Consider the following 26800-nt stretch of genomic DNA (forward strand, 5'->3'; position numbering starts at 1 on the left):
TTACCGCATTAGCGGCGCGTCACGTGCTGTTCCAGCAAAGTCCGATTAGAGAGGGAGACTAGCTCACCCTCATCAGTCAGCAACGTGGTTTTAACCGTACCGATTTCCTCTATCTGCCCCTCTACCGCACCCACTCGAATGTCCTGCCCAACCTGATACAGCTCACGCACATAGATCCCGGCAAGAATCTGCCCGGCAATTTCCCGACTACCCAGCCCCATGGCCAATGCCACTGCCAGACCTACGGTGATCAATACAATCACAATCACATGGTTCAGCAGGTCAGTTTTGACCTCCAGCTGACTGATCGCCACCGAAATACTGATGATGATCACAAGCCCTTGGGCAACCCGCCCCAAGCCTGCTGCGTAATCAAAACCGACGCTCTCGGCAGCGCCACGTACCAGTCCATTGAGCAGTTGCGCCAGCAGTACGCCCGCCAGCAACACTAAAATGGCCCCAAATACTTTTGGCAAATACAGGGTAAAGATGTCCAGCGTAGCTGAAACTCGTTCGAGGCCCAGAGACTGCGCCGCCGAAACAAGGAATATCAGAAGTATGAACCAGTAGACAATTTTGCCGATCAAAGTGGAAATCGGCACTTTGATACCGGCCCGGCCGAGAATTTTAGTCAGGCCTGTTCCGCCCATCAAACGATCGAGACCCAACTTGGCGAGCAACTTGGACAGCAGGGCATCAAGCAGTTTGGCAACCACGAAACCCAGCAATACGACTACCAACGCCCCGAAAAGGTTCGGAATAAAGTTGGCAATTTTGGTCCACAAGGCAGTCATTGCCGTGACCAGGCTCTGGGTCCAGAGATCAAGTTCCATGTTCAATCAGCCTTATCAGCAGGGCGAGCAGCAGGTTTGCGCCGCGAAACGGGCGCAATATGAGCTGAACCGCTGTTCAAAGCAATCATCAGTGCCTGCACCCAACGCCCCAGCAAGCTGAAAAGATCACCGGCACCGACCTGTCGGTTAGCGGTTTTCAGGACTCGACCCAGGCAAGCGTCATCATCACGGGTGGACGCTGGCGCCTTGAGCATGTCACGTAGCGATTGTTCAAACGGATCGTGCATAAGCACCTCTCGATATGTCTGTAAAAGACGCGAGCAACTTTGAAGGCGTCACATTTGCCCCGGTCAAAGCCACTGCAACCGACGGTAAAACCACCATTGCCCTACACCGATTACCAGCATTAACAGGCACGTCACGGCAAAACCGTAGGGGTCATTGGAGAACGGCACACCGCCCACGTTAATGCCCAACAAGCCGGTAATAAAGGTGATAGGCAAGAATATCCCGGTCAGCACGCCGAACCGGTACATGATGCGGCTCATGCGCACATTCAAACGCCGGTCTTCGGCTTCAAGTACCAGCCCCACGCGCTCGCGCGTGAGTTCCAGCTCTTCAAGATACCGGGTCAGGCTATTGTTCAATTCGTTCCAGTAATCGGCATCATCAGGGCTGAACCACGGCAATTTGGTCCGCGTAAGCTGGCCGAAAATATCCCTTTGCGGGGCTAAAAACCGGCGTAGGGCCGCTGCTCTGCGGCGAATCTGTAAAATGGAACCGTGCTCAGGGGTGTACCGTTCGTCGGCATCTATTTTATCTTCTTCATCATCAACGATTTCTGATAGCTCGCCGATCAAATCCTGCACTTTTAACGTCAGGTGTTGAGCGAGGTAAAGAATCAGTTCGGAGGGGTTTTTTGGCCCTTCGCCCTGGGAAAACTCCCCGAGCAGTTCGTCGGTGGCGCGTAACGGACGCATACGCAGCGAAATAACCCGCTGCGCACTGCCGAAAATACGCAGCGAGACCATATCTTCGGGTTCTGCACCGGGGTTCAGATTGACCCCGCGCAAAAACAGCAGAAACTCGTTGTTGGGCAGCGTCAACAAACGCGGACGGGTATTTTCTTCGAGAAGCAGATCACAGCTGAAATCGCTGAGGCCGCTGGAATCGCGCAACCAGCTCTGGGTTTGCGGGTGACTGCGATCCCAATGCAACCAGATACTCTCGTGAGGTTGCAGTTGCAGATCGTTCAGCTCAGTGCGGGCAATAGCGCGCGCCCCACCTTCACCGTCCAGCACCAGGGCATGTACCAGGCCCCATTGCGCGTTTTCGTCCTCGAACATCCGTGATCCTTAGTGGAAATGCGTTAGCCCGGCATCTTCAGGGCTGATGGCGAAACGATGATGCCATTGTTGTCGGCATAAATGAATTCCCCGGGACGAAATGAAACGCCCGCAAAAGTCACGACCCTATTCAAATCACCGATGCCGCGTTTGTCGGTTTTCATCGGGTGGCTGGCCAATGCCTGCACGCCAAGATCGGTTTGCGCAATCACGTCCACGTCGCGAATACAGCCGTAGATCACCATTCCTTCCCAACCATTTTTCGCCGCTTTCTCGGCGATCATGTCCCCCAGCAAAGCCTTGCGTAGTGAACCACCACCGTCCACTACCAACACTTTGCCTGCGCCATTGAGCTCGGCCTGCTCTTTGACCAGCGAGTTATCTTCAAAGCATTTGACGGTCACAATCTCTCCGCCAAATGAGTCACGGCCGCCAAAATTGCTGAACATGGGCTCAAGCACTTGCACCAGCTCAGGGTAGGCATCGCACAGATCGGGAGTGCAGTAGTGATTCACGGGAAAGCTCCTGTTGGGAAAGACAGCAAGCAGAACACTAGGATTAAGGTATAGACGTTGTAACGAATACAGGTTTTACCCGTCGGATCTATTCCTTGTCGAGAACTCATTGAATCCCGGCACGTTCAAAATGACCAGAACTGCATGCTGCGTCACAGTAGCCGCTGTCGAGGAACGAGGCTCTGAGGGGCTGCGCAGCGGCCCCGCTTCTAGTGTTCACGCAACCAATCATGCACCAGCGGCCACACTTCTTTTTGAGCTGGCTGACTGACGAGCATTGCGACGTGACTGAAATCGCTACTAAAACCATGCTCACGCCCCAGCGCCACAAAGGTGCGTTGCGTGGAGCCCAACTGATCGTAAAGTTTGCGGCACGCCCACTCGGGCGTCAGCCTGTCTCCTGTAGCAGCGACCGCCAGAACCGGCACTTTAACTTCGGCCAGACCAGCCCACCAGTCACGCTCTGCGTCCTTGAAACGTCCCAAAAAACCATTCCAGCGCAAGGCTTCCAGCGCGATGCTGACAGGCTCATCCTCTGGCCCACGCTTTAGACGTGCGCCAGATAAATGCCCGAAACGCTTGAGCATTAAATAAGCACACCACTGCACCGGCGGAATTTTCAGCCACCCGTAGCGGCGATTGATTTGAGTACCAAAGAACGCCGCCGACGCTACCACATCATCATTGAGATACTGGCCACCCAGGGCTGCCGCAAGGCTTATACCGCCTTGGGAATGACCGATCCAGTGTGGCGATTGCCCACTCAGCTCTTTTACAAAAGCACCTATGGCGGGCAAATCGTAACGGGCATAGTCGGCAACACGGTTCTTGTTCCAGTGAATATTGCGCGCTGACAAGCCATGACCGCGCATCTCGGGCAGCCACACATCAAAACCGGCACGTGCCAAAAAGGCCCCAAGCCCCACCCCTTTGGGCGAATACCAGAAGCGCCGGTTGGAAAAACTGCCATGCAAGAGAATGACCGGTACGCCGCGCGCGCAGCTGGCATCCGCCAGCCCCAGACGGGTGACCACCAGCTCTACGGAAATATCCGGGCTGTTAGCGGGTTTCAGGCGATAAACGTCTTCGCTAAGATCGCCCCGACGCTCAGCGCTGATCAGGGCAACGGGAAAAAGATGACTGCTGCTTTGCATAATGCTCTTGCACAAAAAAGGGCGAATCCGCACAGGAACTCGCCCTAGCACTGCTAATAAAGAGCGAGGGACACCACTGGCGCCCCCGCCCGTCTCTCAACGACTCAAGCTTGCGCCTGACCTTCTGCCAGGAAAAACCAGGTTTCCAGCACGGTGTCGGGGTTCAACGACACACTTTCAATGCCCTGCTCCATTAGCCACAGCGCCAGATCCGGGTGATCGGAAGGGCCCTGCCCGCAAATACCGATGTACTTGCCTGCTTTGTTGCACGCTTGAATGGCGTTGGACAGCAGCTTTTTAACTGCCGGATTACGTTCATCAAACAAGTGCGCAATCACACCGGAGTCACGGTCCAGGCCCAGCGTCAGCTGAGTCAGGTCGTTGGAGCCGATGGAGAAGCCGTCGAAGAATTCCAAGAACTCTTCAGCCAGAATCGCGTTGGACGGCAGTTCACACATCATGATGATGCGCAGGCCGTTTTCGCCGCGCTTGAGGCCGTTTTCGGCCAGCAAGTCGATCACCTGACTCGCCTCACCCAAAGTGCGGACGAACGGCACCATGATTTCGACGTTGGTGAAGCCCATTTCTTCACGCACACGTTTAAGCGCGCGGCACTCAAGTTCGAAGCAGTCACGGAAGTTTTCGCTGATGTAACGCGACGCACCGCGAAAGCCCAGCATCGGGTTTTCTTCTTCCGGCTCGTACAACTTGCCGCCGATCAGGTTGGCGTACTCGTTGGACTTGAAGTCCGACAGGCGCACGATGACTTTTTTCGGGGTAAACGCAGCCGCCAGCGTGCTGATGCCTTCAACCAGTTTTTCTACGTAGAAACCGACGGGATCGTCGTAGCCAGCGATACGTTTGTCGACACTGTTTTTGATTTCCGGCGGCAGACCGTCGTAGTTCAACAGCGCTTTAGGGTGCACGCCGATCATGCGGTTGATGATGAATTCCAGACGAGCCAGACCCACACCGGCGTTCGGTAGCTGTGCGAAGTCAAAGGCACGGTCAGGGTTACCGACGTTCATCATGATTTTGAACGGCAGTTCCGGCATGGCGTCGACGGAGTTTTTCTTGATGTCGAAGCCCAGTTCGCCTTCGAAGATAAAACCGGTGTCGCCTTCAGCGCAGGACACTGTCACGCCCTGACCGTCTTTCAACAGCTGAGTGGCGTTGCCGCAACCGACCACGGCCGGAATGCCCAATTCACGGGCGATGATCGCCGCGTGACAGGTGCGCCCGCCCCGGTTGGTGACGATGGCGCTGGCGCGTTTCATCACCGGCTCCCAGTCCGGGTCGGTCATGTCGGAAACCAGTACATCGCCTGGCTGCACTTTGTCCATCTCGGACACGTCTTTAATGATGCGCACTTTGCCCGCACCAATACGCTGGCCAATGGCGCGACCTTCAACCAGCACGGTGCCGGTTTCTTTGAGCAGGTAGCGCTCCATGACATTGCCGGCACTGCGGCTTTTCACGGTTTCAGGACGCGCTTGAACGATGTAAAGCTTGCCGTCGTCGCCGTCTTTGGCCCACTCGATGTCCATCGGGCACTTGTAGTGTTTTTCGATGATCATGGCTTGCTTGGCCAATTCGCTGACTTCGGCGTCAGTGAGGCAGAAGCGCGCACGGTCGGCCTGATCAACGTCGATCACCTTCACCGACTTGCCGGCGCTGGCTTCGGCGCCGTAAATCATCTTGATCGCTTTGCTGCCCAGGTTGCGGCGCAAAATGGCAGGACGGCCCGCTTCCAGAGTTTGCTTGTGAACGTAGAATTCGTCCGGGTTTACCGCGCCTTGAACGACGGTTTCACCCAATCCGTAGGCGCCGGTGATGAACACTACATCACGAAAGCCCGACTCGGTGTCCAGAGTGAACATCACACCCGCAGTGCCGGTTTCGGAGCGCACCATACGCTGCACACCCGCCGACAGGGCGACCAGTTTGTGGTCAAAGCCCTGATGCACACGGTAGGAAATCGCCCGATCGTTGAACAAGGAGGCAAACACCTCTTTGGTCGCACGAATCACGTTTTCAACGCCACGGATATTCAGAAAGGTTTCTTGCTGACCCGCAAAGGACGCATCCGGCAAGTCTTCGGTCGTCGCTGACGAGCGTACCGCTACCGCCATATCAGGGTTGCCGTTGGACAAGGTAGCGAAGGCCGTGCGAATAGCTTCGTTGAGCTTCTCAGGGAACTCGGCTTCCATGATCCATTGACGGATCTGCGCGCCGGTTTTGGCCAGTGCGTTGACGTCATCGACATCCAGCGCGTCGAGCGCAGCATGGATTTGATCGTTCAAGCCGCTAAGTTCAAGAAAATCACGGTACGCCTGGGAAGTGGTGGCAAAACCACCGGGAACCGAAACACCAGCGCCTGCAAGATTACTGATCATCTCGCCGAGGGATGCGTTCTTGCCCCCTACGTGCTCTACGTCATGGGCGCCGAGCTTATCGAGGGAAACTACGTACTCTACCAAGGTGATCTCTCCACTAACTGTGTTGGGAAAAGCTCAGGGCACTGAATGCTCATCTAGGGAGCATCGCAGCGATTGTGGCCTGGACCTGGAAAATAAGTGACACTGGATGACATGTAGTGCAACAAAATCGCACCTATCATATCCAAGATTCGTCACCAGCTTAAGGCCCAAGCGCAAATGAAACGAACTGCTTTCTTTATCTCCGACGGCACCGGCATCACTGCCGAGACTTTGGGCCAAAGTTTGTTGGCGCAATTTGAAAATGTGACCTTCAGCAAGTTCACCCGCCCGTACATCGACAACGCTGAAAAAGCGCGGGCAATGGTACAACAAATCAATAATGCCGCCGAAAAAGACGGGGTTCGCCCGATTATTTTCGACACCATCGTCAATCAGGACATCCGTGAGATTCTGGCCACGTCCAATGGTTTCATGATCGACATCTTCTCCAGTTTTCTTGCCCCGCTGGAGCAGGAGCTGGCAGAGCATTCTTCCTATTCCGTGGGCAAATCGCACTCCATTGGCCATAACTCCAACTACATGGAGCGTATCGAAGCGGTTAACTTTGCCCTCGATAATGACGATGGCGCACGTACGCATAAATACGACAAGGCCGACCTGATCCTGGTAGGTGTCTCGCGCTGCGGCAAAACCCCAACCTGCCTTTATATGGCCATGCAATTCGGGATACGCGCGGCCAACTACCCGCTGACGGATGACGACATGGAAAGCCTCAAGCTTCCTCCCGCGTTAAAGGCGCATAAACACAAGCTGTTTGGCCTGACCATCGACCCTGATCGCTTGACTGCCATTCGCAACGAGCGCAAGCCCAATAGCCAATATTCCAGCTACGCCCAGTGCGAGTTTGAAGTGCGTGAGGTTGAGCGTTTATTCCAGCGTGAAAACATTCCGCATATCAACTCCACGCATTTCTCGGTCGAAGAAATCTCGGCCAAAATTCTGGTCGAGAAAGGTGTAGAGCGCCGTTTCAAGTAGAAGCACCCTCACCCTAGCCCTCTCCCAAAGGGAGAGGGGACTAAAGGCAAAAGCACCCTCACCCTGGCCCTCCCCCAGAGGGAGAGGGGACTAAAGGCAAAAGCTGATTTGTGCGGCACCACATATCAGCCCCCTCACCCTCTGGGAGAGGGTTGGGGTGAGGGTTTACGCTATCAAAACGAATCGCCAGGCACCCGCACCCAACCTTCCATCAAAACCCGCGCACTGCGGCTCATGATCGCTTTGGTGACGGTCCATTGGCCATTCACTTGTTGTGCCTCGGCACCCACACGCAAGGTGCCCGACGGATGCCCGAAGCGCACAGCGCTGCGCTGTTCACCGCCCGCTGCAAGGTTGACCAGCGTGCCGGGAATCGCCGCCGCCGTGCCAATGGCCACCGCCGCCGTGCCCATCATCGCGTGGTGCAACTTACCCATCGACAGCGCCCGCACCAGCAGGTCAACACTCTGCGCACTGACTGGTTTGCCGCTGGAGGACACGTAATCCAAAGGCTCGGCGACAAACGCCACTTTCGGGGTGTGCTGACGCTTGGCTGCGTCTTCAAGCCGGTCAATCAAGCCCATGCGCAACGCACCGTGTGCGCGGATGGTTTCGAACATGGCCAGGGCTTTCGGGTCGCTGTTGATGTCGTTCTGCAGTTCAGCCCCGGTGTACCCCACGTCCCGTGCATTGACGAAGATCGTCGGAATGCCCGCATTGATCAAGGTCACGTTCAAAGTGCCCACGCCCGGTACTTCCAGATCATCCACCAGATTACCGGTCGGAAACATCGAGCCGCCCGCCCCTTCTTCGTCCGCCGCCGGATTGAGGAACTCAAGCTGCACCTCAGCGGCCGGAAACGTTACGCCATCCAGCTCAAAATCACCGGTTTCCTGCACCGCGCCGTCGGTTATCGGCACATGAGCAATAATCGTTTTACTGATGTTGGCTTGCCAGATTCGCACTACCGCGATGCCGTTTTGCGGGATGCGCGACGCATCCACCAGACCGCTGCTGATGGCAAACGAGCCGACCGCAGCCGAGAGGTTGCCGCAGTTGCCGCTCCAGTCGACAAACGGTTTGTCGATGGCGACTTGGCCAAACAGGTAGTCCACATCGTGATCGGCGTGGGCACTTTTGCTCACGATTACGGTTTTGCTGGTGCTGGAGGTCGCGGCGCCCATACCGTCGATCTGTTTTTCATACGGGTCGGGGCTGCCGATAACGCGCAACAGCAAGGCATCTCGCGCGGCACCCGGCACCTGAGCAATCGCCGGTAGGTCGAGCAGGCTGAAAAAAACACCTTTACTGGTGCCACCGCGCATATAAGTCGCGGGGATTTTGATTTGTGCTGCGTAGGCCATAAAAACTCCTTCAAAGGCCGGGGCACTGGCCCCGGCACTGCAATCAAGCAGAAGCCGATTCCAGAAAGTCCTGAGCAAAGCGCTGCAACACGCCACCCGCCTCATAGATCGACACTTCTTCAGCCGTATCCAGACGGCAGGTCACAGGCACCTCAACACGCTCACCGTTTTTACGGGTGATCACCAGCGTCAGCGTGGCACGTGGCGTGCGCTCACCGATAACGTCGTAGGTTTCGCTGCCGTCTATTTGCAGTGTTTTACGGTCAGTGCCCGGCATGAATTCCAGCGGCAACACGCCCATACCCACCAGGTTGGTACGGTGAATGCGCTCGAAGCCTTCGGCCGCGATGGCTTCAACCCCGGCCAGACGTACGCCTTTGGCCGCCCAGTCGCGGGACGAACCTTGCCCGTAGTCGGCACCGGCAATGATGATCAGCGGTTGCTTGCGATCCATGTAGGTCTCGATGGCCTCCCACATGCGCATCACTTGGCCTTCCGGCTCCAGCCGGGTCAAAGAACCCTGCTTGACCTTGCCATCTTCGATGACCATTTCATTGAACAGTTTGGGGTTGGCAAACGTCGCACGCTGGGCGGTCAGGTGATCGCCACGGTGGGTCGCGTAAGAGTTGAAGTCGACCTCCGGCAAACCCATTTTGGCCAAATACTCACCCGCGGCACTGTCCAGCATGATGGCGTTGGACGGCGACAAGTGATCAGTGGTGATGTTGTCCGGCAACACCGCCAGCGGGCGCATGCCCTTGAGCGGACGCGCACCGGCCAGCGCGCCTTCCCAGTAAGGCGGACGACGGATGTAGGTGCTCTGCGGGCGCCAATCGTACAACGGCTCAACTTTGGGGCCGGTGTCTTCGTGAATCGCGAACATCGGGATATACACCTGACGGAATTGGTCAGGCTTAACGGCAGCCTTGACCACAGCGTCGATTTCTTCGTCGCTCGGCCAGATGTCCTTCAAACGAATTTCATTGCCTTGGGCATCGAGGCCCAATACGTCCTTTTCGATATCGAAACGGATCGTACCGGCAATCGCATAGGCTACGACCAATGGCGGCGAAGCCAAAAAGGCCTGTTTGGCGTAGGGGTGGATGCGCCCGTCAAAGTTACGATTACCCGACAGCACAGCAGTGGCGTACAGGTCGCGGTCGATGATTTCCTGCTGAATCTTCGGATCCAGTGCCCCTGACATGCCATTGCAAGTGGTGCAGGCAAACCCGACGACACCAAAGCCCAACTGCTCCAGCTCATCGGTCAGCCCTGCTTCATCCAGGTACAGAGCCACGGTCTTCGAACCTGGCGCCAGCGACGACTTGACCCACGGTTTGCGGGCCAAGCCCAACTTGTTGGCGTTACGGGCGATCAAACCGGCGGCAATCACGTTGCGCGGGTTGCTGGTGTTGGTGCAACTGGTGATGGCTGCAATGATCACGGCGCCATCCGGCATTTGCCCCGGCACATCGTCCCACTGCCCGGCAATGCCTTTGGCTGCCAACTCGCTGGTGGCGACACGGGCGTGCGGGTTGCTCGGGCCGGCCATGTTGCGCACCACGCAGGACAGATCAAAGCTCAAGTTACGCTCGTATTGCGCGCCTTTAAGGCTGTCGCCCCACAGGCCGCTGACCTTGGCATAATTTTCGACCAGTTGAACTTGCTGATCTTCGCGGCCGGTGAGCTTGAGGTAATCAATGGTTTGCTGGTCGATATAAAACATCGCCGCTGTGGCGCCGTATTCCGGGGCCATGTTGGAAATGGTCGCACGGTCGCCCAATGTCAGGGCCGCAGCGCCTTCGCCATAGAACTCCAGCCAGGCACCGACGACTTTTTGTTTGCGCAGAAACTCAGTCAGCGCCAATACCATGTCCGTCGCGGTGATACCCGGTTGCAGCTTGCCGGTCAGCTCTACGCCAACAATTTCTGGCAAGCGCATCCAGGAGGCCCGACCGAGCATTACGCTTTCGGCTTCAAGACCACCGACGCCAATGGCAATCACACCCAGCGAATCGACGTGCGGGGTGTGACTGTCGGTCCCCACGCAGGTGTCCGGGAAGGCCACACCGTCACGCACCTGAATCACCGGGGACATTTTCTCCAGGTTGATCTGGTGCATGATGCCGTTGCCGGGCGGGATCACGTCGACGTTTTTAAAGGCCTTTTTAGTCCACTCGATAAAGTGAAAGCGGTCTTCGTTGCGACGGTCTTCGATGGCCCGGTTCTTCTCAAAGGCCTCGGGGTCATACCCGCCACATTCCACCGCCAACGAGTGGTCAACGATCAGTTGGGTCGGCACCACCGGGTTCACTTGCGCCGGGTCGCCACCTTGCTGGGCGATGGCATCGCGCAGGCCGGCGAGGTCCACCAGCGCGGTCTGGCCAAGAATGTCGTGGCACACCACGCGGGCCGGAAACCATGGGAAGTCGAGATCGCGCTTGCGTTCAATCAACTGGCTCAACGACGCATTCAGGGTCGCGGGGTCACAGCGACGGACCAGGTTTTCGGCCAGCACGCGGGAGGTGTAAGGCAGCGTGTCATAAGCCCCCGGCTTGATCGCATCGACTGCCGCGCGGGTGTCGAAATAATCCAGTCGGGTGCCCGGTAGCGTTTTGCGAAATTCAGTGTTCATTGGCGTAGGGCTCGATCACGGGTGAGTCTGGGGGTGCCCCGCCCTGCAAGACGCGGGCGAAGCACCCTGCGGGTCAGCGACGCTCGATTAGCACGAACTTGCGCTGTTCGACGCCGGTGTACTCGGCGCTCGGGCGGATGATGCGGTTGTTGGCACGCTGTTCGAACACGTGTGCGGCCCACCCGGTGAGGCGCGAGCAGACAAAAATCGGGGTGAACAGCTTGGTTGGAATCCCCATGAAGTGGTACGCCGAGGCATGGTAGAAGTCGGCGTTAGGGAACAACTTTTTCTGTTCCCACATGGTTTTATCAATGGCCTCGGACACCGGAAACAACACCGTGTCACCCACTTGATCGGCCAGCTTTTTCGACCATTGCTTGATCACTTCGTTACGCGGATCACTGTCCTTATAGATCGCATGACCAAAGCCCATGATCTTGTCTTTACGCGCCAGCATGCCGAGGGTGCCTTGAACGGCGTCTTCAGCCGAGCTGAAACGCTCGATCATTTCCATCGCCGCTTCGTTGGCACCGCCATGCAGCGGACCGCGCAACGAGCCGATGGCCGCCGTGATGCATGAGTACAGGTCAGACAGGGTCGATGCACAGACTCGCGCCGTGAAGGTGGACGCGTTGAACTCATGCTCGGCATAAAGGATGAGTGACACATTCATCACTTTAACGTGCAACTCGCTCGGCTTTTTATCGTGCAGCAAGTGCAGGAAGTGGCCACCCAACGAATCTTCGTCAGTCACGCAGTTGATGCGTTTGCCATCGTGGCTGAAGCGATACCAGTAGCACATGATCGCCGGGAAGGTGGCCAGCAGGCGGTTGGTCTTGTCCAGTTGCTCGGAAAAGTCTTTCTCCGGCTCCAGGTTGCCCAGAAACGAACAACCGGTACGCATCACGTCCATCGGATGCGCGTCAGCAGGAATGCGCTCCAGTACTTCTTTCAACGCCTGTGGCAAATCGCGCAGGGATTTGAGCTTGGCCGTGTAGTCAGCCAGCTCGGTTTTGTTAGGCAGTTCGCCGTACAGCAGCAGGTAAGCCACTTCTTCGAACTGGGCATCGGCGGCCAACTCACGCACGTCATACCCACGATAAGTGAGTCCAGCGCCTTCCTGACCTACGGTCGACAACGCCGTTTGACCGGCCACCTGGCCGCGTAATCCGGCACCACTCAATACTTTTGCTTCGGCCATTGCGCTCTCCAATCTTGAATTTATTAGGGATTCGGCAAGTCTTTGTAACTTCGTAGCAGTTGACGAGCTTTGCGAGGCTACGTTCGAGCGCGAAGCGGTCGCAAACCAGACAACGTATTCATTCAGGCAAATAGTGCCTTAGGGTTTTACGACTGCTTCGCAGCCGGACGTAGCCTCGTACGGCTCGTCAACTGCTACGAAACGGGCAAGTTATTTCTTCCCGGCAAACACCGCATCGAGCTTTTGCTCAAACGCGTGGTAGTTGATGGCGTCGTACAGTTCCATGCGGGTCTGCATGGTGTCGATCACGTTTTGCTGAGTGCCGTCGCGTCGGATCGCGCCGTAGACGTTTTCCGCCGCCTTGTTCATTGCCCGGAAAGCCGACAGCGGGTACAGCACCAGTGAAACATCCGCACTGGCCAGTTCTTCGGTGGTGTACAACGGCGTTGCGCCGAACTCGGTGATGTTGGCCAGAATCGGCGCCTTCACTCGGTTGGCAAACAGTTTGTACATTTCAAGCTCAGTGATGGCTTCAGGGAACACCATGTCTGCGCCCGCTTCCACACATGCCGCCGCACGCTCAAGCGCCGACTCCAGGCCTTCTACCGCCAGCGCATCGGTACGCGCCATGATCACAAAGCTGTCATCGGTGCGTGCATCCACCGCCGCCTTGATGCGATCAACCATTTCTTGCAGCGAGACGATTTCTTTATTCGGACGATGACCGCAGCGTTTGGCGCCCACCTGGTCTTCGATGTGAATCGCCGCCGCACCGAACTTGATCATCGATTTGACGGTGCGCGACACGTTGAAAAATGAGGAGCCAAAACCGGTGTCCACGTCGACCAGCAGCGGCAGGTCGCACACGTCGGTAATGCGGCGAACATCGGTCAGTACATCATCAAGCCCGGTGATGCCCAGGTCCGGCACGCCCAGAGAACCCGCCGCTACCCCGCCACCCGACAGGTAAATCGCCTTGAAACCGGCGCGCTTGGCTAGAAGCGCATGGTTGGCGTTGATTGCACCCACCACTTGCAGGGGATGTTCACTGGCGACTGCATCACGGAACCGCTGGCCTGGACTGTTTTTATTGCTCATGACTCACCTCGTGGAGTGGCTGTCTGCTGGGCGCTGTCTTGGTAGTGACGCGCAATATTGCGTTTGGACGCGCCGATATGGCGGCGCATCAATAACTCGGCCAGTTCACCGTCGCGATCGGCAATGGCGTCGAGAATGCGGTGGTGCTCGGCAAACGCCTGATGCGGGCGGTTGGGGGTGGTGGAGAACTGGATGCGGTACATGCGCACCAATTGGTACAGCTCGCCGCAGAGCATTTGGGTCAGCGTGCGATTGCCGCTGCCTTGAATAATCTTGTAATGAAAATCGAAGTCGCCTTCCTGTTGGTAGTAGCCGACACCGGCCTGAAACGCCTCATCACGTTCATGGGTTTCGAGCACGCGACGCAACTCGGCGATGTCTTCATCACTCATGCGTTCGGCGGCCAGGCGGCAGGCCATGCCTTCCAGGGACTCTCGAATTTCATAGAGTTCGATCAGTTCAGCGTGGCTCAAGGACACGACACGGGCGCCTACATGGGGGACGCGCACCAGCAAGCGCTGACCTTCAAGCCGGTGAATGGCTTCGCGCAACGGCCCGCGGCTGATGCCATACGTGCGCGCCAGTTCAGGCTCGGAAATTTTGCTGCCGGGGGCGATTTCGCCTTTGACAATAGCCGCCTGAATGCGCCTGAAGACGTTCTCGGAGAGGGTTTCCGAATCGTCCTGAACGTTCAGATCAGAATCCAGTGCTTGCAGCATATTGTCGACACCTTTGAAATCAATAGCGCCAAAACTAGCGATTCGAAGGCAAATAGTCAAAGCATAAATAGATATTGTCGACAATCCATGCATTCGACCTTGGTTGTATCGACAACCTCCATGAGCGTTGCGAAACGCCTCAACGCTGGCGCCATAAAACCATCATGTTAGAATGCCGCCCGCATCCGCCCTGCCCTCCTTATAGAGGACAGCCGCACGAGGACACTTGCGCTCCTGCCAGTCGCCTTGAACTGAAGATTGCAAGAGACCACGCCCCGATTTATGAAATTTCTCACCCTGTCTACCCTTCTTTCCCTGCTATGCCTGCCGAGCTTGAGCCTGGGTGGCGAAAAGACCGTGTACGGCCTCAACGAATACGCCGAACTGGCAGGCATCGACCTGCAAGTAGCCGCCAAACTCGACACCGGCGCTAAAACGGCCTCACTCAGCGCTCGCGACATCAAACGCTTCAAGCGCGATGGCGAGAGCTGGGTTCGCTTTTATCTGGCCATCGATGACGCCCACTCGCACCCCATAGAACGCCCGCTGGCCCGCGTCAGCAAGATCAAACGCCGCTCAGGTGACTACGACCCGCAAGCCGACAAAAACTACACGTCGCGCCCGGTGATCAACCTGGAAATTTGTATGGGCAAAGCTTTACGTACGATAGAAGTGAACTTGACTGACCGAAGTGCGTTCCAATACCCGCTGCTGATCGGCTCCGAAGCGCTTAAACGCTTTGATGCGCTGGTCGACCCCAGTCTTAAATACGCTGCTGGCAAACCTGCCTGTGTCGCCAACGCTCAAACCGCAGAGTAATTGAAATGCGTGCGCTAACCCTTCATCTGAAAATCTTGATCACCATCCTGGTGGTGCTCGGGATTTCGATCACTGCTTATCAGATTTTTGCCCTCGGCATTCCGGTGACCGAAGACGCTACCGACGACCTGTGGAACATCGACGCCAAAGTCGAGTTCGTCGCCAGCTCCAAAGACCCGGTCAAAGTTCAAATGTTCGTGCCGCCGCTTAACCGCGACTACGTGAGCCTCAATGAAAGCTTTATCTCCAATAATTACGGGGTAAGCGTTAACCGGGTTGATGGCAACCGCAAAGTCACCTGGTCCGCACGCCGGGTCAGTGGCAAGCAAACCCTGTACTACCGTCTGGTGCTGACCAAACGCTATTCGGGCGATAAAACCAAGGTCAAAGGCCCGGTCTTCCGCGACAGCATCGCTGTCGAAGGCCCCGAAAAAATCGCTGCCGAAGCGTTGCTGGCCCCCATTCGCCAGCATTCGGCCGATGTCGAAACCTTCATCAGCGAGACCATCAAACGGGTCAACAACCCCAGTGATGACAACGTAAAGCTGCTGCTGGCGGGCGACCCCTCTACTGCACATAAAGCTCAGGTCATTGAGCTGCTGCTGTCGATTGCCCACGTTCCGATGGAAAAAGTACACACCATCCGCCTGGTCGCCGATCAGCCGCAAACCCCTGAGCTGTGGCTGCGTAGCTTCAATGGCAACGACTGGCTGTATTTCAATCCGGAAACCGGTGAACAAGGGCTGCCGGCTGACCGCCTGCTGTGGTGGACGGGCGATGAGCCTATGGTCACCGTCGATGGCGGCAAGAAAGCCAACGTAACGTTCAGCCTCAGCAACAGCGAAATGAACGCCATTCGCCTGGCCAAGCTGACCGACGAGAACACAGACGCCAACTTCCTTGAATACTCGTTGTACGGTTTGCCACTGCAAACTCAGCAAACGTTCATGATCATGGTCATGATCCCGATCGGCGTACTGATGATTCTGGTATTGCGCAACCTGATCGGCCTGCAAACCCTGGGCACGTTCACCCCGGTGCTGATTGCATTGGCGTTCCGCGAAACCCAACTGGAGTTTGGCATCATCCTGTTTACGGTGATAACGGCGCTCGGGCTGATGTTGCGGTCTTATCTTGAGCACTTGAAGCTGCAAATGCTGCCGCGACTCTCGGTGGTACTGACCTTTGTGGTGATACTGATCGCCGCCATCAGTCTGTTCAGCCACAAGCTGGGCCTGGAACGCGGACTATCGGTTGCGCTGTTCCCGATGGTGATTTTGACCATGACCATTGAGCGCCTGTCGATCACCTGGGAAGAGCGCGGTGGCGGCCACGCCATGAAAGTCGCCATCGGCACCCTGTTTGCCGCCACCTTGGCCTATCTGGTGATGAGCATCCCGGAACTGGTGTACTTCGTGTTCACCTTCCCGGCTGTGCTGCTGATTCTTGTGGGCTTTATGCTGGCCATGGGTCGTTATCGCGGTTACCGCCTGACTGAACTGGTGCGCTTCAAAGCCTTCCTGAAGGCTGACTCCTGATGTTTGGCCTCTGGAAGACATGGAAGGCCCTGGAAGCCCGGGGCATCATGGGCATCAACCGGCGCAATGCGGACTACGTACTCAAGTACAACAAACGCAGCTTGTACCCGATTGTGGATGACAAGATCATCACTAAAGAACGCGCCCTCGAAGCCGGCATTCACGTGCCGGAGATGTACGGCGTGATCTCCACCGAGAAAGGCATCGAGAAACTCGATGACATCATCGGCGGGCGGACCGACTTCGTGATCAAGCCTGCGCAAGGCGCGGGCGGTGACGGTATTCTGGTCATTGCCGACCGCTTTGAAGAACGCTTTCGCACGGTGTCGGGAAAAATCATCAGCCATGAAGAAATCGAACATCAAATTTCGAGTATTTTGACCGGCCTCTATTCCTTGGGCGGCCACCGCGACCGCGCACTGATCGAATACCGGGTGATTCCGGATCAGATCTTCAAAAGCATCAGCTACGAAGGCGTGCCGGATATTCGCATCATTGTGCTGATGGGCTACCCGGTGATGGCCATGTTGCGCTTGCCGACCCGCCAATCGGGCGGCAAAGCCAACTTGCATCAGGGCGCCATCGGTGTCGGCGTCGACTTGGCCACTGGCCTGACCCTGCGCGGTACATGGCTGAACAACATCATCAGCAAGCACCCTGACACCACCAACGCGGTGGATGGCGTGCAACTGCCCAACTGGGACGGTTTCATGAAGCTGGCGGCGGGCTGCTATGAATTGTGCGGTCTTGGCTACATCGGCGTGGACATGGTGCTCGATCAGGAGAAAGGTCCGCTGATTCTGGAGCTGAACGCCCGGCCGGGACTGAATATCCAGATTGCCAACGACTGCGGCCTGACGTTGCGCACTCATGCCGTCGAAGCTCACCTCGAAGAGCTCGCAGCCAAAGGCATCAAGGAAACCCCTGAAGAGCGGGTGCGCTTTGCTCAGGAGTTGTTTGGGCACATTCACCCTAAAGACTGACACTAAAAACCGTAGCAGCTGCCGAAGGCTGCGTCCGACGACGCAGTCGTCGCAAAATCAGATGCTGGGGTGTATCAGTTAAACTCTGCTCTCAGGTTTTACGATCGCTTCGCAATCGAACGCCGCCTTCGGCAGCTGCTACGGGATTAGCGTTGCCCTGGCACTCAGGACTACAATCCCTCCCTCCCGCCCCGATGGCTGCCTGGCTTCGCATGTTGACCTGCTCTGTACACCCGCTGCCCTACCTCACCAATCCTGCCGATTACTTTGCGCACATTCGCCATGCGCCCGGCGCTGTGCTGCTGGACAGTGGCCGCCCCGCCGCTGACCGTGGACGCTACGACTTGATGAGCGCGTGGCCACTTCAGGCGCTTTGCGTGCAACCCGATGAATCAGGCCGCGAGTTTTTGCAGCGACTGCGCAACGCCCTCAAGCAACTGGGCAATGCCGAACTCCCGGAGACTTATGAACTGCCCTTTGCCGGCGGCCTGATCGGTTACCTCAGTTACGATTTCGGTCGCCACCTGGAGCAGTTGCCCGCGCACTCACAAGACGATGTGCACCTTCCTGACGCACAGCTGGGCCTGTATGCCTGGGCGCTTATCAGCGATCATCACGCCGCTACCAGCCAATTGGTGTTTCACCAAAGCCTTGAAAAGACAGAGCGTGAGCGCCTGACGCAGCTGTTTAGCCAGCCCGCAGACGTGCATAGCCGTCCTTTTTCATTAAAACAACCCATGCAGGCCGATATCAGTGCCCAGCACTATGAGCAGGCGTTGACGCAGATACATCGCTACATCAAGGCGGGCGACTGTTATCAAGTCAATTACACCCAACGCTTCAGCGCCCCCTGCGAAGGCGACGCGTGGGCAGCTTATCGAGCATTGCGTAGCGCATGCCCGACACCGTTTTCGGGGTTTATGAGCCTGACTGGCGACGACGCGATTTTGAGTCTGTCGCCAGAACGCTTTGTTCGTGTCAGCCATAATCAGGTTGAGACACGCCCCATTAAAGGCACCCGCCCGCGAGGCAAAGACAGCGCAGAAGATGCAGCCAACGCCGCCGAACTTCTGGCCAGCCCCAAGGATCGCGCAGAAAATTTAATGATTGTTGATTTGCTGCGCAATGATCTGGGACGCACTTGCCGCACGGGCTCAGTCAAAGTGCCAGAGCTGTTTAACCTCGAAAGCTATCCCAACGTTCATCACTTGGTGAGCAGCGTGACCGGGGAACTGGCGCACGGAAAGGATGCTCTGGACCTGATTGGCGACAGTTTTCCGGGCGGCTCGATCACCGGCGCCCCAAAAATCCGCGCCATGCAGATCATCGATGAACTGGAACCCACACGACGCGGCATCTACTGCGGCTCCTTGCTGTATCTGGATGTGCGCGGCGAAATGGACAGCTCCATCGCCATCCGTACCGTACTGGTCAAAGATGGACACGCCCGCTGCTGGGGTGGTGGCGGCATTGTGGCTGACTCGCACTGGCAGGATGAATATCAGGAATCCATCACCAAGGTGAAAGTCTTGCTCGATACGCTGCAAACCCTGTAGCCCGCGGTTTTTGCTACCATCTCGCCCACTAGAGAGCGCCCAGCGCCATTCACCGTAGGAAGCCGCCTGATGAGCCATCTGTTCGACGTCGCACAAACCGCCGCGACATACGCCAGCAAATCACCGCAAGACATTCTTAAACTCGCCTTTGAACATTTCGGCGACGAACTCTGGATCTCCTTCAGCGGCGCCGAAGACGTAGTGCTGGTGGACATGGCCTGGAAACTCAACAAAAACGTTAAAGTGTTCAGCCTCGACACCGGCCGCCTGCACCCTGAGACGTATCGCTTTATCGACCAAGTGCGCGAGCACTACAAGATCCAGATTGAGCTGATCTCGCCTGATCACACCAAGCTGGAGCCGTTCGTCAAAGAAAAAGGTCTGTTCAGCTTCTATAAGGACGGCCACGGCGAGTGCTGCGGCATCCGCAAAATCGAACCGCTGCGTCGCAAGTTGTCGACGGTCAAAGCATGGGCCACCGGCCAGCGTCGCGATCAGAGCCCGGGCACCCGCAGCCAGGTCGCCGCGCTGGAAATCGACGGCGCATTTTCCACGCCTGAGCGTCCCCTGTACAAATTCAACCCGCTGGCACAAATGACCAGCGAGGAAGTCTGGGGCTATATCCGCATGCTGGAACTGCCTTACAACAGCCTGCACGAGCGCGGGTTTATCAGCATTGGCTGCGAACCTTGCACGCGCCCGGTGCTGCCTAACCAGCACGAACGCGAAGGCCGCTGGTGGTGGGAAGAAGCGACGCAAAAGGAATGCGGGCTGCACGCTGGCAACCTGATCGCTAAACACTAGGGCTACACAGGCTTACTCACCTATCGCTGACGACGGCTTTGAAGCAGTCGTCGGCGCTTTCCGGAAAACAGGTTGCTGCGCAACCCTTCGCAGCCTTAGGCAGCGACTACAGACTGTCTATATACAAAACACACGCGCACAAAAAAGCCTGCACAAGGCAGGCTTTATTGCGTGTCACAAGCGTTCAAGGGGCTTGTGACTCTAATATGGCGCAGCGGACGGGACTCGAACCCGCGACCCCCGGCGTGACAGGCCGGTATTCTAACCGACTGAACTACCGCTGCGCGTAACACTGAAAGCGAATGGTGGGTGATGACGGGATCGAACCGCCGACCCTCTGCTTGTAAGGCAGATGCTCTCCCAGCTGAGCTAATCACCCTTTCACTTCACTCTCGTTGCGGAGCGCATTCTCTCACACTTTTCGTGTAAGTGGTTGTTTTTATTCAAGTTTTTTTCAAAACTCTTTAAAAACTTCCGTTTCCAACGCCCCACTCTTTGATTCGGCAGCGGACTGCAAAATCGAAGCCTTTCAGGAGAAGCCTGCATTCAGCGGACTTATCCAACCACAAGCGTTCAAGGGGCTTGTGGTACAAAAAATGGCGCAGCGGACGGGACTCGAACCCGCGACCCCCGGCGTGACAGGCCGGTATTCTAACCGACTGAACTACCGCTGCGCGTAACACTGTGAGCGAATGGTGGGTGATGACGGGATCGAACCGCCGACCCTCTGCTTGTAAGGCAGATGCTCTCCCAGCTGAGCTAATCACCCTTTCACTCTCGGTGTGGCGCGCATTCTACGGAGCGACCTATAGTCTGGCAAGCACTTTTTAAAATAATTTTTCTAACGATGACAAAGGCTTAGCGCAGGGTTGGCCTATTAAGGCTATCAAGCGAATAATGCGCCTTTGTATATAGGAGTGATTCACCCCATGTGGTTCAAAAACCTGCTTATCTATCGCCTGACCCAAGATCTGCCTTTTGATGCGCAGGTGCTGGAAACGGCACTGGCCACCAAACCGGCCCGCCCGTGTTCAAGCCAGGAAGTAGCCACCTACGGCTTCGTTGCCCCGTTCGGCAAAGGCGAAGACGCACCGCTGGTTCACGTCAGCCAGGACTTCCTGCTGATCGCCGCCCGCAAAGAAGAACGCATCCTGCCAGGCAGCGTTGTACGCGATGCTTTAAAGGAGAAGGTTGAAGAGATCGAAGCCGAACAAATGCGCAAGGTTTATAAGAAGGAGCGCGATCAACTCAAGGATGAAATTATCCAGGCCTTCTTGCCACGCGCCTTTATTCGTCGCTCGGCAACCTTTGCCGCCATTGCGCCGAAACAGGGCCTGATTCTGGTCAACGCCTCCAGCCCGAAACGCGCAGAAGACTTGCTGTCGACGCTGCGTGAAGTGATCGGCTCCTTGCCGGTTCGTCCGCTGGCAGTCAAAACCGCGCCGAGCGCCGTGATGACAGAATGGGTCAAAACGCAAAAAGCCGCCGACAACTTCTTCGTCCTCGATGAATGCGAACTGCGCGATACGCATGAAGATGGCGGCATCATCCGCTGCAAACGTCAGGACCTGACCAGCGACGAAATCCAGTTGCACCTGAGCACGGGCAAAGTCGTGACTCAACTGTCCCTGGCCTGGCAAGACAAACTGTCGTTCGTGCTGGACGACAAGCTGGTGGTCAAGCGCCTGAAGTTTGAAGACCTGCTGCAAGATCAGGCTGAACAGGACGGCGGCGACGACGATCTGGGTCAGCAGGATGCCAGCTTCACGCTGATGATGCTGACCTTCGGCGAGTTCTTGCCGCAACTGTTTGAAGCGCTGGGCGGCGAAGAAACCCCGCAAGGGATCTAACGGCTTTAATTGACCCTCGTAGCAGCTGCCGAAGGCTGCGTCCGATTGCGAAGCGATCGTAAATTCAGCGCATGTGGTAATGCAGGCATATCGCATTGACTCAATTTACGACGACTGCGTCGCCGGACGCAGCCTGCGGCAGCTGCTACAACCACCATAATCACAATAAAGGAACACCATGCGCGCACTCGCTGCTCTAAGCCGCTTTGTCGGCAATACCTTCGCTTACTGGGTACTGATCTTTGCTGTGCTGGCATTTATCGAACCCGGTTGGTTCGTTGGCCTAAAAGGCTACATCGTACCGTTGCTGGGTTTGGTGATGTTCGGCATGGGCCTGACCCTCAAACTCGAAGACTTCGCCGAAGTTGCCCGCCATCCGTGGCGCGTGGCGCTGGGCGTGGTTGCTCATTTCGTGATCATGCCCGGCGTGGCGTGGTTGCTCTGCCAAGTGTTTCATCTGCCCCCGGAAATCGCCGTGGGCGTCATTCTGGTCGGCTGCTGCCCAAGCGGCACCTCATCCAATGTCATGACCTGGCTGGCCCGTGGCGATCTTGCCTTGTCCGTGGCCATTGCCGCCGTCACCACCCTCCTCGCTCCGCTTCTGACTCCGGCCCTGATCTGGCTGCTGGCATCGGCCTGGTTGCCGGTTTCATTTATGGATCTGTTCTGGTCGATTTTGCAGGTGGTGTTGCTGCCTATCGTACTCGGGGTTCTGGCCCAGCGCCTACTGGGCTCACGGGTTCGCTTTGCGGTCGATGTACTGCCGCTGGTCTCGGTCGTCAGCATTGTGATTATCGTGGCTGCGGTGGTTGCTGCCAGTCAGGCACAGATCGCCCAGTCAGGATTACTGATCATGGCTGTGGTGATCCTGCATAACAGCTTCGGCTATTTACTGGGGTTCTTTACGGGTCGCCTGTTCAAGCTTCCGCTGGCCCAACGCAAGTCGCTGGCACTGGAAGTTGGCATGCAGAACTCGGGCTTGGGCGCCGCACTGGCCAGCGCACACTTTTCACCGTTGGCGGCCGTGCCCAGCGCCTTGTTCAGCGTATGGCACAACATCTCGGGGGCACTGCTGTCTACGTACTTCCGTCGCATGAGCGAAAAGGAAGATCGCCTGGCAGCGGAGGCTCGTGCTGCTGACTGAAATTTCGGGGTTGTCTGTCAGATTAATTACGGGCATATTTTGCCCATTGCGAGGACGACCTCGCGACTCATCGAGTGATTATTCTGGGGACGACCCCATCAATTGATGGAGGCACCATGTCCTGGATTATTCTGTTTTTCGCCGGTCTGTTTGAAGTTGGCTGGGCCGTCGGCTTGAAATACACCGATGGCTTCAGCCGCCCGCTACCGACTGCGCTGACAATCGCCGCCATGGCCGTCAGCCTCGGGCTGCTCGGGCTGGCAATGAAAGAACTGCCACTGGGTACGGCCTATGCGATCTGGACTGGCGTCGGTGCGGTCGGCACGGTAATCGCCGGGATCATTCTGTTTGGCGAGTCAATGGCGCTGTTTCGGCTGGCCAGTGTTGCGCTGATCATTGCCGGTTTAATCGGTCTGAAGATCAGCGCGTAATAAAGGACTGTAGTCGTTGCCGCAGGCTGCGAAGCGAGCCGCTTTCTCAAGAGCGCGCCTCCCTCTTCGCAGCCTGCGGCAGCGGCTACAGGTTCTGCCCCCGCAACTCAATGACCCGCTCACGCAATGCTTTTTGCGTCGCCTCTTCTGGCGTCAATGGCGCACCCGCAACCAATGTCACCCGCGACCATAAACGGCGAAACACGCCTTTATTCGGGTCGCGACTGAAGAAACTCCCCCACAACCCCTGCAACGCCATCGGAATCACCGGCACCGGGGTGCGTTCCAGAATCAATTTGACCCCAGCTTTGAACTCGTTGATCTGGCCATCGGTGGTCAACTTGCCTTCCGGAAAAATACACACCAACTCACCGTCATTCAGGTACTCGGCAATCTTGTTGAAGGCCTGTTCATAAATAGCTTCATCTTCAGCACGCCCGGCAATCGGAATGGTCCCGGCGGTGCGGAAGATAAAGTTAAGTACGGGCAAGTTGTAGATCTTGTAATACATCACAAAACGAATCGGCCGCCGCACTGCTCCGCCAATCAAGAGCGCATCCACAAACGACACGTGGTTACACACCAATAACGCTGCCCCTTCATCCGGTATCGAGTCCAGCCCTTTGTGTTCAACCCGGTACAAGGAGTGACTGAGCAGCCAAATCAGAAAGCGCATGCTGAATTCAGGCACGATTTTGAAGATGTAGGTATTGACCGCAATGTTCATCAGCGACACCACGAGGAATAACTCGGGAATCGTCAACTTGGCCACGCTCAGCAACGCAATGGTGACGATGGCTGAGACCACCATAAACAGGGCATTGAGAATGTTGTTGGCCGCAATCACCCGCGCACGTTCGTTTTCAGCCGTGCGCGATTGAATCAACGCATACAGCGGCACGATGTAAAACCCGCCAAACACGCCAAGCCCGAGAATATCCAGCAGCACCCACCACGCCTGACTAAAACCCAGCACACCCAACCAGTCATTGGCCTGAATATTCTGTGGCATCTGTCCGGAATGCCACCACAGCAGAAGACCAAAAACCGTCAGACCGAACGAACCAAAAGGCACCAACCCAATTTCGACCTTACGCCCCGACAGCTTCTCGCACAGCATGGACCCCAAGGCGATCCCTACCGAAAATACGGTGAGAATCAGGGTGACCACGGTTTCATCGCCGTAGAGCCAATCTTTGGCATAGGCCGGAATCTGTGTCAGGTAAATGGCACCGACAAACCAGAACCATGAGTTACCCACGACCGAGCGTGATACCGCTGGTGTCTGATTCAACCCCATGCGCAAAGTTGCCCATGACGCACTGAAAATGTTCCAGTTCAACCGTATGTGTGGCGTATCAGCAGGCGCTGGAGGGATAGAGCGGCTGGCCAGATAACCCAGCACCGCGACACTGATAATCACCACTGAAACTACGGTGGTGTAATTGCTCGACGAGAGCATGATGCCCGCGCCGATGGTTCCCGCCAGAATCGATAGAAAGGTGCCCGTCTCAACCAGCCCGTTACCCCCGACCAGTTCATCTTCATGCAAGGTTTGCGGCAGAATTGAATACTTCACCGGCCCGAAGAGTGCCGAATGAGTGCCCATTGCAAACAAAGCGATCAGCATCAATGCGAGATGATCAAAGGCAAAGCCAATGGCACCCACCACCATAATGGCGATCTCACCCAATTTGATCAGGCGAATCAATCGGTCCTTGGCGTACTTCTCGCCAAACTGCCCGGCCAGCGCCGAGAACAGGAAAAACGGCACTATAAACAGCAGCGCACACAGATTGACCCAAATGCCACGATCACCCTCGATGCTCAACTTATAAAGGATGGCGAGAATCAGCGACTGCTTGAACAAGTTGTCATTGAGTGCACCCAAGGACTGGGTGATGAAAAACGGCAGGAAGCGACGCTTCTTTAGCAAACTGAACTGCGAGGGGTGACTCATCATCCATGTACTCACGTTGCGCCGATGGCTTTCTCTTTGGAGTGCTGTTGTAACACTCAAGGCACAACCTTACTCAGGTTCTGTATGGAAAATGCCACGTTGGGCACTTTCGTACAGAACCTGAGCATACGTCCTACTTTTTAAGCCCGGCAATGCAGGGCGAAACGAATAACTCTCCGCGATAAGCCCCGACTAACGTGCGTTTGCCCACTACCAGCCACATCAGCGCCAGCGCCAGCACCAGCACACAGCCAGCGATATTAAAGAAGGTCAGGTGCAGTACGCTGCCCAGACGCAAAGTGGCCAGTGAATACACGCCCAGAGGGAAGGTGAAGCCCCACCAGCCAAGGTTAAACGGGATGCCTGAGCGGAAGTAACGCACGGTGATCATCGCGGCCATCACGATCCACCACAACCCTACACCCCACAGAATCACGCCAGAAATAAGCCCCAGGCCTTCGACAATCTCGCCAATGCGGGCCAAGCCATTGGCAGCAAAAATCGCCGGAGCATCAGATCCCAGCAGCAGCAAGCCCAGCGCTCCCGTACCAATGGGGCCCAAGGCCAACCAGCTTGAAGCGGCCATGCTTTCATGGGGCAACTTATGCAAAGCCATACGCAGAATCAGAATGGTCAAAATACTGAAGGCCACCGGCACCGAAAACGCCCACAGCACATAGCTGGTAATCAGTACATGGAACTGCATGACGGTGTCGGTCAGGTAAGGCGCCAACAGGCCGCCACTGGCCGCCGCCACCTCTGCCGCAACGACCGGCAACAGCCACACAGCGGTCATCTGATCAATTGTATGGTCCTGACGGGTGAACATCAGGTAGGGAATGATTACCCCGAACCCCAGCGCCATGGCCACATCGAGCCACCACAGCACCTCGGCCACCTGCACCATGGCGTCGCCCCAGCGCGGTACGCCGAACACCAAAAAACCATTGATGATGGTGGCCAGCCCCATCGGAATGGTGCCGAAGAACATCGAAACCGTGGAGTGCCCGAAAATACGCCGCGCCTCATCGAAAAACAGCACCCAGCGGGCGCCATACAGCACGCTGAACAGTACGAATAAACCTATATTGAACAGCCACAACCCTTCGGCAAAAATACGCACACCTGGTAGCTGCACGGGCAGTTGAGCCAATGCCAACGCCAAAACCCCCGTACCCATGGTGGCGGCAAACCAGTTCGGGGTGAACTGGCGGATCACCTCACGCGGGTGCTGCAGCTGGCTAAAAGGCCGCAACACTGTTTGGGCTTTGTTTGGGCAAGTCATGGGTTCCTCCTCTTCCTCGTATGAGGTGCCGTAAGACTAGAACCAAATTAAATATCTATAAAACGGGTAATTTCTCTAACTGTTATCTATTTTGCAGATATGTAGACATCTATTCATTTTCAAGCCCT

Annotated in this window: 22 protein-coding genes and 4 tRNA genes; 9 read left to right on the top strand and 17 right to left on the bottom strand. The window is 56.4% G+C overall.

Going from position 1 to position 26800, the window contains the following annotated elements; translation table 11 throughout:
- Positions 1-8: 8 nt before the first annotated feature.
- The 6 genes from GHN86_RS07265 to ppsA all read right to left on the bottom strand — a co-directional run bounded on the left by GHN86_RS07265 (position 9) and on the right by ppsA (position 6289).
- Positions 9-833, bottom strand: a complete 825-nt coding sequence (locus GHN86_RS07265) for a mechanosensitive ion channel family protein (protein ID WP_122784584.1) — start codon at positions 831-833, stop codon at positions 9-11.
- A gap of 2 nt (positions 834-835) precedes the next feature.
- On the bottom strand, positions 836-1081 hold the full coding sequence (locus tag GHN86_RS07270; RefSeq protein WP_122784585.1) for a CrfX protein: 246 nt from the start codon (positions 1079-1081) through the stop codon (positions 836-838).
- A gap of 63 nt (positions 1082-1144) precedes the next feature.
- The gene (locus tag GHN86_RS07275; protein WP_153376962.1) at positions 1145-2140 is read right to left on the bottom strand and encodes a CorA family divalent cation transporter; all 996 of its coding nucleotides are present in this window, start codon (positions 2138-2140) and stop codon (positions 1145-1147) included.
- A 23-nt stretch (positions 2141-2163) separates the two neighbouring features.
- A complete protein-coding gene (rraA, locus tag GHN86_RS07280; protein WP_323369085.1) occupies positions 2164-2655 on the bottom strand; it encodes a ribonuclease E activity regulator RraA in 492 nt (163 codons plus the stop codon).
- A 209-nt stretch (positions 2656-2864) separates the two neighbouring features.
- Complete coding sequence (locus tag GHN86_RS07285; protein ID WP_153376960.1) at positions 2865-3809, bottom strand: alpha/beta fold hydrolase; 945 nt, start codon at positions 3807-3809, stop codon at positions 2865-2867.
- A 104-nt stretch (positions 3810-3913) separates the two neighbouring features.
- Positions 3914-6289: a phosphoenolpyruvate synthase gene (ppsA, locus tag GHN86_RS07290; protein WP_153386305.1), complete on the bottom strand. Its 2376-nt coding sequence runs from the start codon at positions 6287-6289 to the stop codon at positions 3914-3916.
- A 177-nt stretch (positions 6290-6466) separates the two neighbouring features.
- Here ppsA and GHN86_RS07295 point away from each other — a divergent pair, with 177 nt between their 5' ends.
- Positions 6467-7285 carry a pyruvate, water dikinase regulatory protein gene (locus tag GHN86_RS07295; RefSeq protein WP_153376958.1) on the top strand — a complete coding sequence of 273 codons (819 nt, stop codon included), beginning with the start codon at positions 6467-6469 and terminating at the stop codon, positions 7283-7285.
- A gap of 173 nt (positions 7286-7458) precedes the next feature.
- On the opposite strand, the gene prpF is transcribed toward GHN86_RS07295, so the two are convergent.
- From prpF to GHN86_RS07320, 5 genes are all read right to left on the bottom strand, one after another.
- Entirely contained in the window at positions 7459-8649 is a 1191-nt protein-coding gene (prpF, locus tag GHN86_RS07300; RefSeq protein WP_153376957.1) for a 2-methylaconitate cis-trans isomerase PrpF, read from the bottom strand.
- Between the two features lie 43 nt (positions 8650-8692).
- Entirely contained in the window at positions 8693-11284 is a 2592-nt protein-coding gene (gene acnD, locus GHN86_RS07305; protein WP_153376956.1) for a Fe/S-dependent 2-methylisocitrate dehydratase AcnD, read from the bottom strand.
- 73 nt (positions 11285-11357) lie between these two features.
- Positions 11358-12485: a 2-methylcitrate synthase gene (gene prpC / locus GHN86_RS07310; RefSeq protein ID WP_153376955.1), complete on the bottom strand. Its 1128-nt coding sequence runs from the start codon at positions 12483-12485 to the stop codon at positions 11358-11360.
- 210 nt (positions 12486-12695) lie between these two features.
- A complete protein-coding gene (gene prpB / locus GHN86_RS07315) occupies positions 12696-13583 on the bottom strand; it encodes a methylisocitrate lyase (protein WP_153376954.1) in 888 nt (295 codons plus the stop codon).
- Positions 13580-14302, bottom strand: coding sequence for a GntR family transcriptional regulator (locus tag GHN86_RS07320; RefSeq protein WP_153376953.1), 723 nt, complete (start codon positions 14300-14302; stop codon positions 13580-13582). The genes prpB and GHN86_RS07320 overlap by 4 nt, the downstream gene beginning before the upstream one ends.
- A gap of 282 nt (positions 14303-14584) precedes the next feature.
- On the opposite strand from GHN86_RS07320, the gene GHN86_RS07325 reads away from it, so the two are divergent.
- The 5 genes from GHN86_RS07325 (at position 14585) to GHN86_RS07345 (ending at position 20002) form a co-directional block, all read left to right on the top strand.
- A complete protein-coding gene (locus tag GHN86_RS07325) occupies positions 14585-15121 on the top strand; it encodes an ATP-dependent zinc protease (RefSeq protein WP_153376952.1) in 537 nt (178 codons plus the stop codon).
- Positions 15122-15126: 5 nt separating this feature from the next.
- Entirely contained in the window at positions 15127-16659 is a 1533-nt protein-coding gene (locus tag GHN86_RS07330) for an inactive transglutaminase family protein (protein WP_153386307.1), read from the top strand.
- Positions 16659-17642 carry an alpha-L-glutamate ligase-like protein gene (locus tag GHN86_RS07335; protein WP_153376951.1) on the top strand — a complete coding sequence of 328 codons (984 nt, stop codon included), beginning with the start codon at positions 16659-16661 and terminating at the stop codon, positions 17640-17642. Before GHN86_RS07330 ends, GHN86_RS07335 begins: the two co-directional genes overlap by 1 nt.
- 212 nt (positions 17643-17854) lie before the next feature.
- On the top strand, positions 17855-19198 hold the full coding sequence (pabB, locus tag GHN86_RS07340; protein ID WP_153376950.1) for an aminodeoxychorismate synthase component I: 1344 nt from the start codon (positions 17855-17857) through the stop codon (positions 19196-19198).
- Positions 19199-19267: 69 nt separating this feature from the next.
- Positions 19268-20002 (top strand): phosphoadenylyl-sulfate reductase, encoded by a 735-nt coding sequence (locus tag GHN86_RS07345; protein ID WP_153376949.1) that lies wholly within the window; start codon positions 19268-19270, stop codon positions 20000-20002.
- A 207-nt stretch (positions 20003-20209) separates the two neighbouring features.
- On the opposite strand, the gene GHN86_RS07350 is transcribed toward GHN86_RS07345, so the two are convergent.
- The 4 genes from GHN86_RS07350 to GHN86_RS07365 all read right to left on the bottom strand — a co-directional run bounded on the left by GHN86_RS07350 (position 20210) and on the right by GHN86_RS07365 (position 20771).
- Positions 20210-20286, bottom strand: a tRNA-Asp gene (locus GHN86_RS07350).
- Between the two features lie 19 nt (positions 20287-20305).
- Positions 20306-20381: transfer RNA gene (locus GHN86_RS07355), tRNA-Val, on the bottom strand.
- Between the two features lie 218 nt (positions 20382-20599).
- Positions 20600-20676 (bottom strand) — tRNA-Asp (locus tag GHN86_RS07360).
- Between the two features lie 19 nt (positions 20677-20695).
- Positions 20696-20771: transfer RNA gene (locus GHN86_RS07365), tRNA-Val, on the bottom strand.
- A 160-nt stretch (positions 20772-20931) separates the two neighbouring features.
- Between GHN86_RS07365 and rdgC the strand changes: the two genes are divergently transcribed.
- The 3 genes from rdgC (at position 20932) to sugE (ending at position 23427) form a co-directional block, all read left to right on the top strand.
- Positions 20932-21852 (top strand): recombination-associated protein RdgC, encoded by a 921-nt coding sequence (rdgC, locus tag GHN86_RS07370; protein WP_122784604.1) that lies wholly within the window; start codon positions 20932-20934, stop codon positions 21850-21852.
- 178 nt (positions 21853-22030) lie between these two features.
- Positions 22031-22996, top strand: a complete 966-nt coding sequence (locus GHN86_RS07375) for a bile acid:sodium symporter family protein (RefSeq protein WP_153376948.1) — start codon at positions 22031-22033, stop codon at positions 22994-22996.
- A 116-nt stretch (positions 22997-23112) separates the two neighbouring features.
- On the top strand, positions 23113-23427 hold the full coding sequence (gene sugE, locus GHN86_RS07380; RefSeq protein WP_153376947.1) for a quaternary ammonium compound efflux SMR transporter SugE: 315 nt from the start codon (positions 23113-23115) through the stop codon (positions 23425-23427).
- Between the two features lie 85 nt (positions 23428-23512).
- Here the strand turns inward: sugE and GHN86_RS07385 are convergent, their stop codons facing one another.
- Positions 23513-25387 carry an MFS transporter gene (locus GHN86_RS07385; protein ID WP_153377364.1) on the bottom strand — a complete coding sequence of 625 codons (1875 nt, stop codon included), beginning with the start codon at positions 25385-25387 and terminating at the stop codon, positions 23513-23515.
- Positions 25388-25520: 133 nt separating this feature from the next.
- The gene (locus GHN86_RS07390; protein ID WP_153376946.1) at positions 25521-26672 is read right to left on the bottom strand and encodes a TDT family transporter; all 1152 of its coding nucleotides are present in this window, start codon (positions 26670-26672) and stop codon (positions 25521-25523) included.
- Between the last annotated feature and the right edge of the window lie 128 nt (positions 26673-26800).

The sequence above is a fragment of the Pseudomonas helleri genome (genome assembly GCF_009600315.1).
Taxonomy (GTDB): Bacteria; Pseudomonadota; Gammaproteobacteria; order Pseudomonadales; family Pseudomonadaceae; genus Aquipseudomonas; species Aquipseudomonas helleri_A.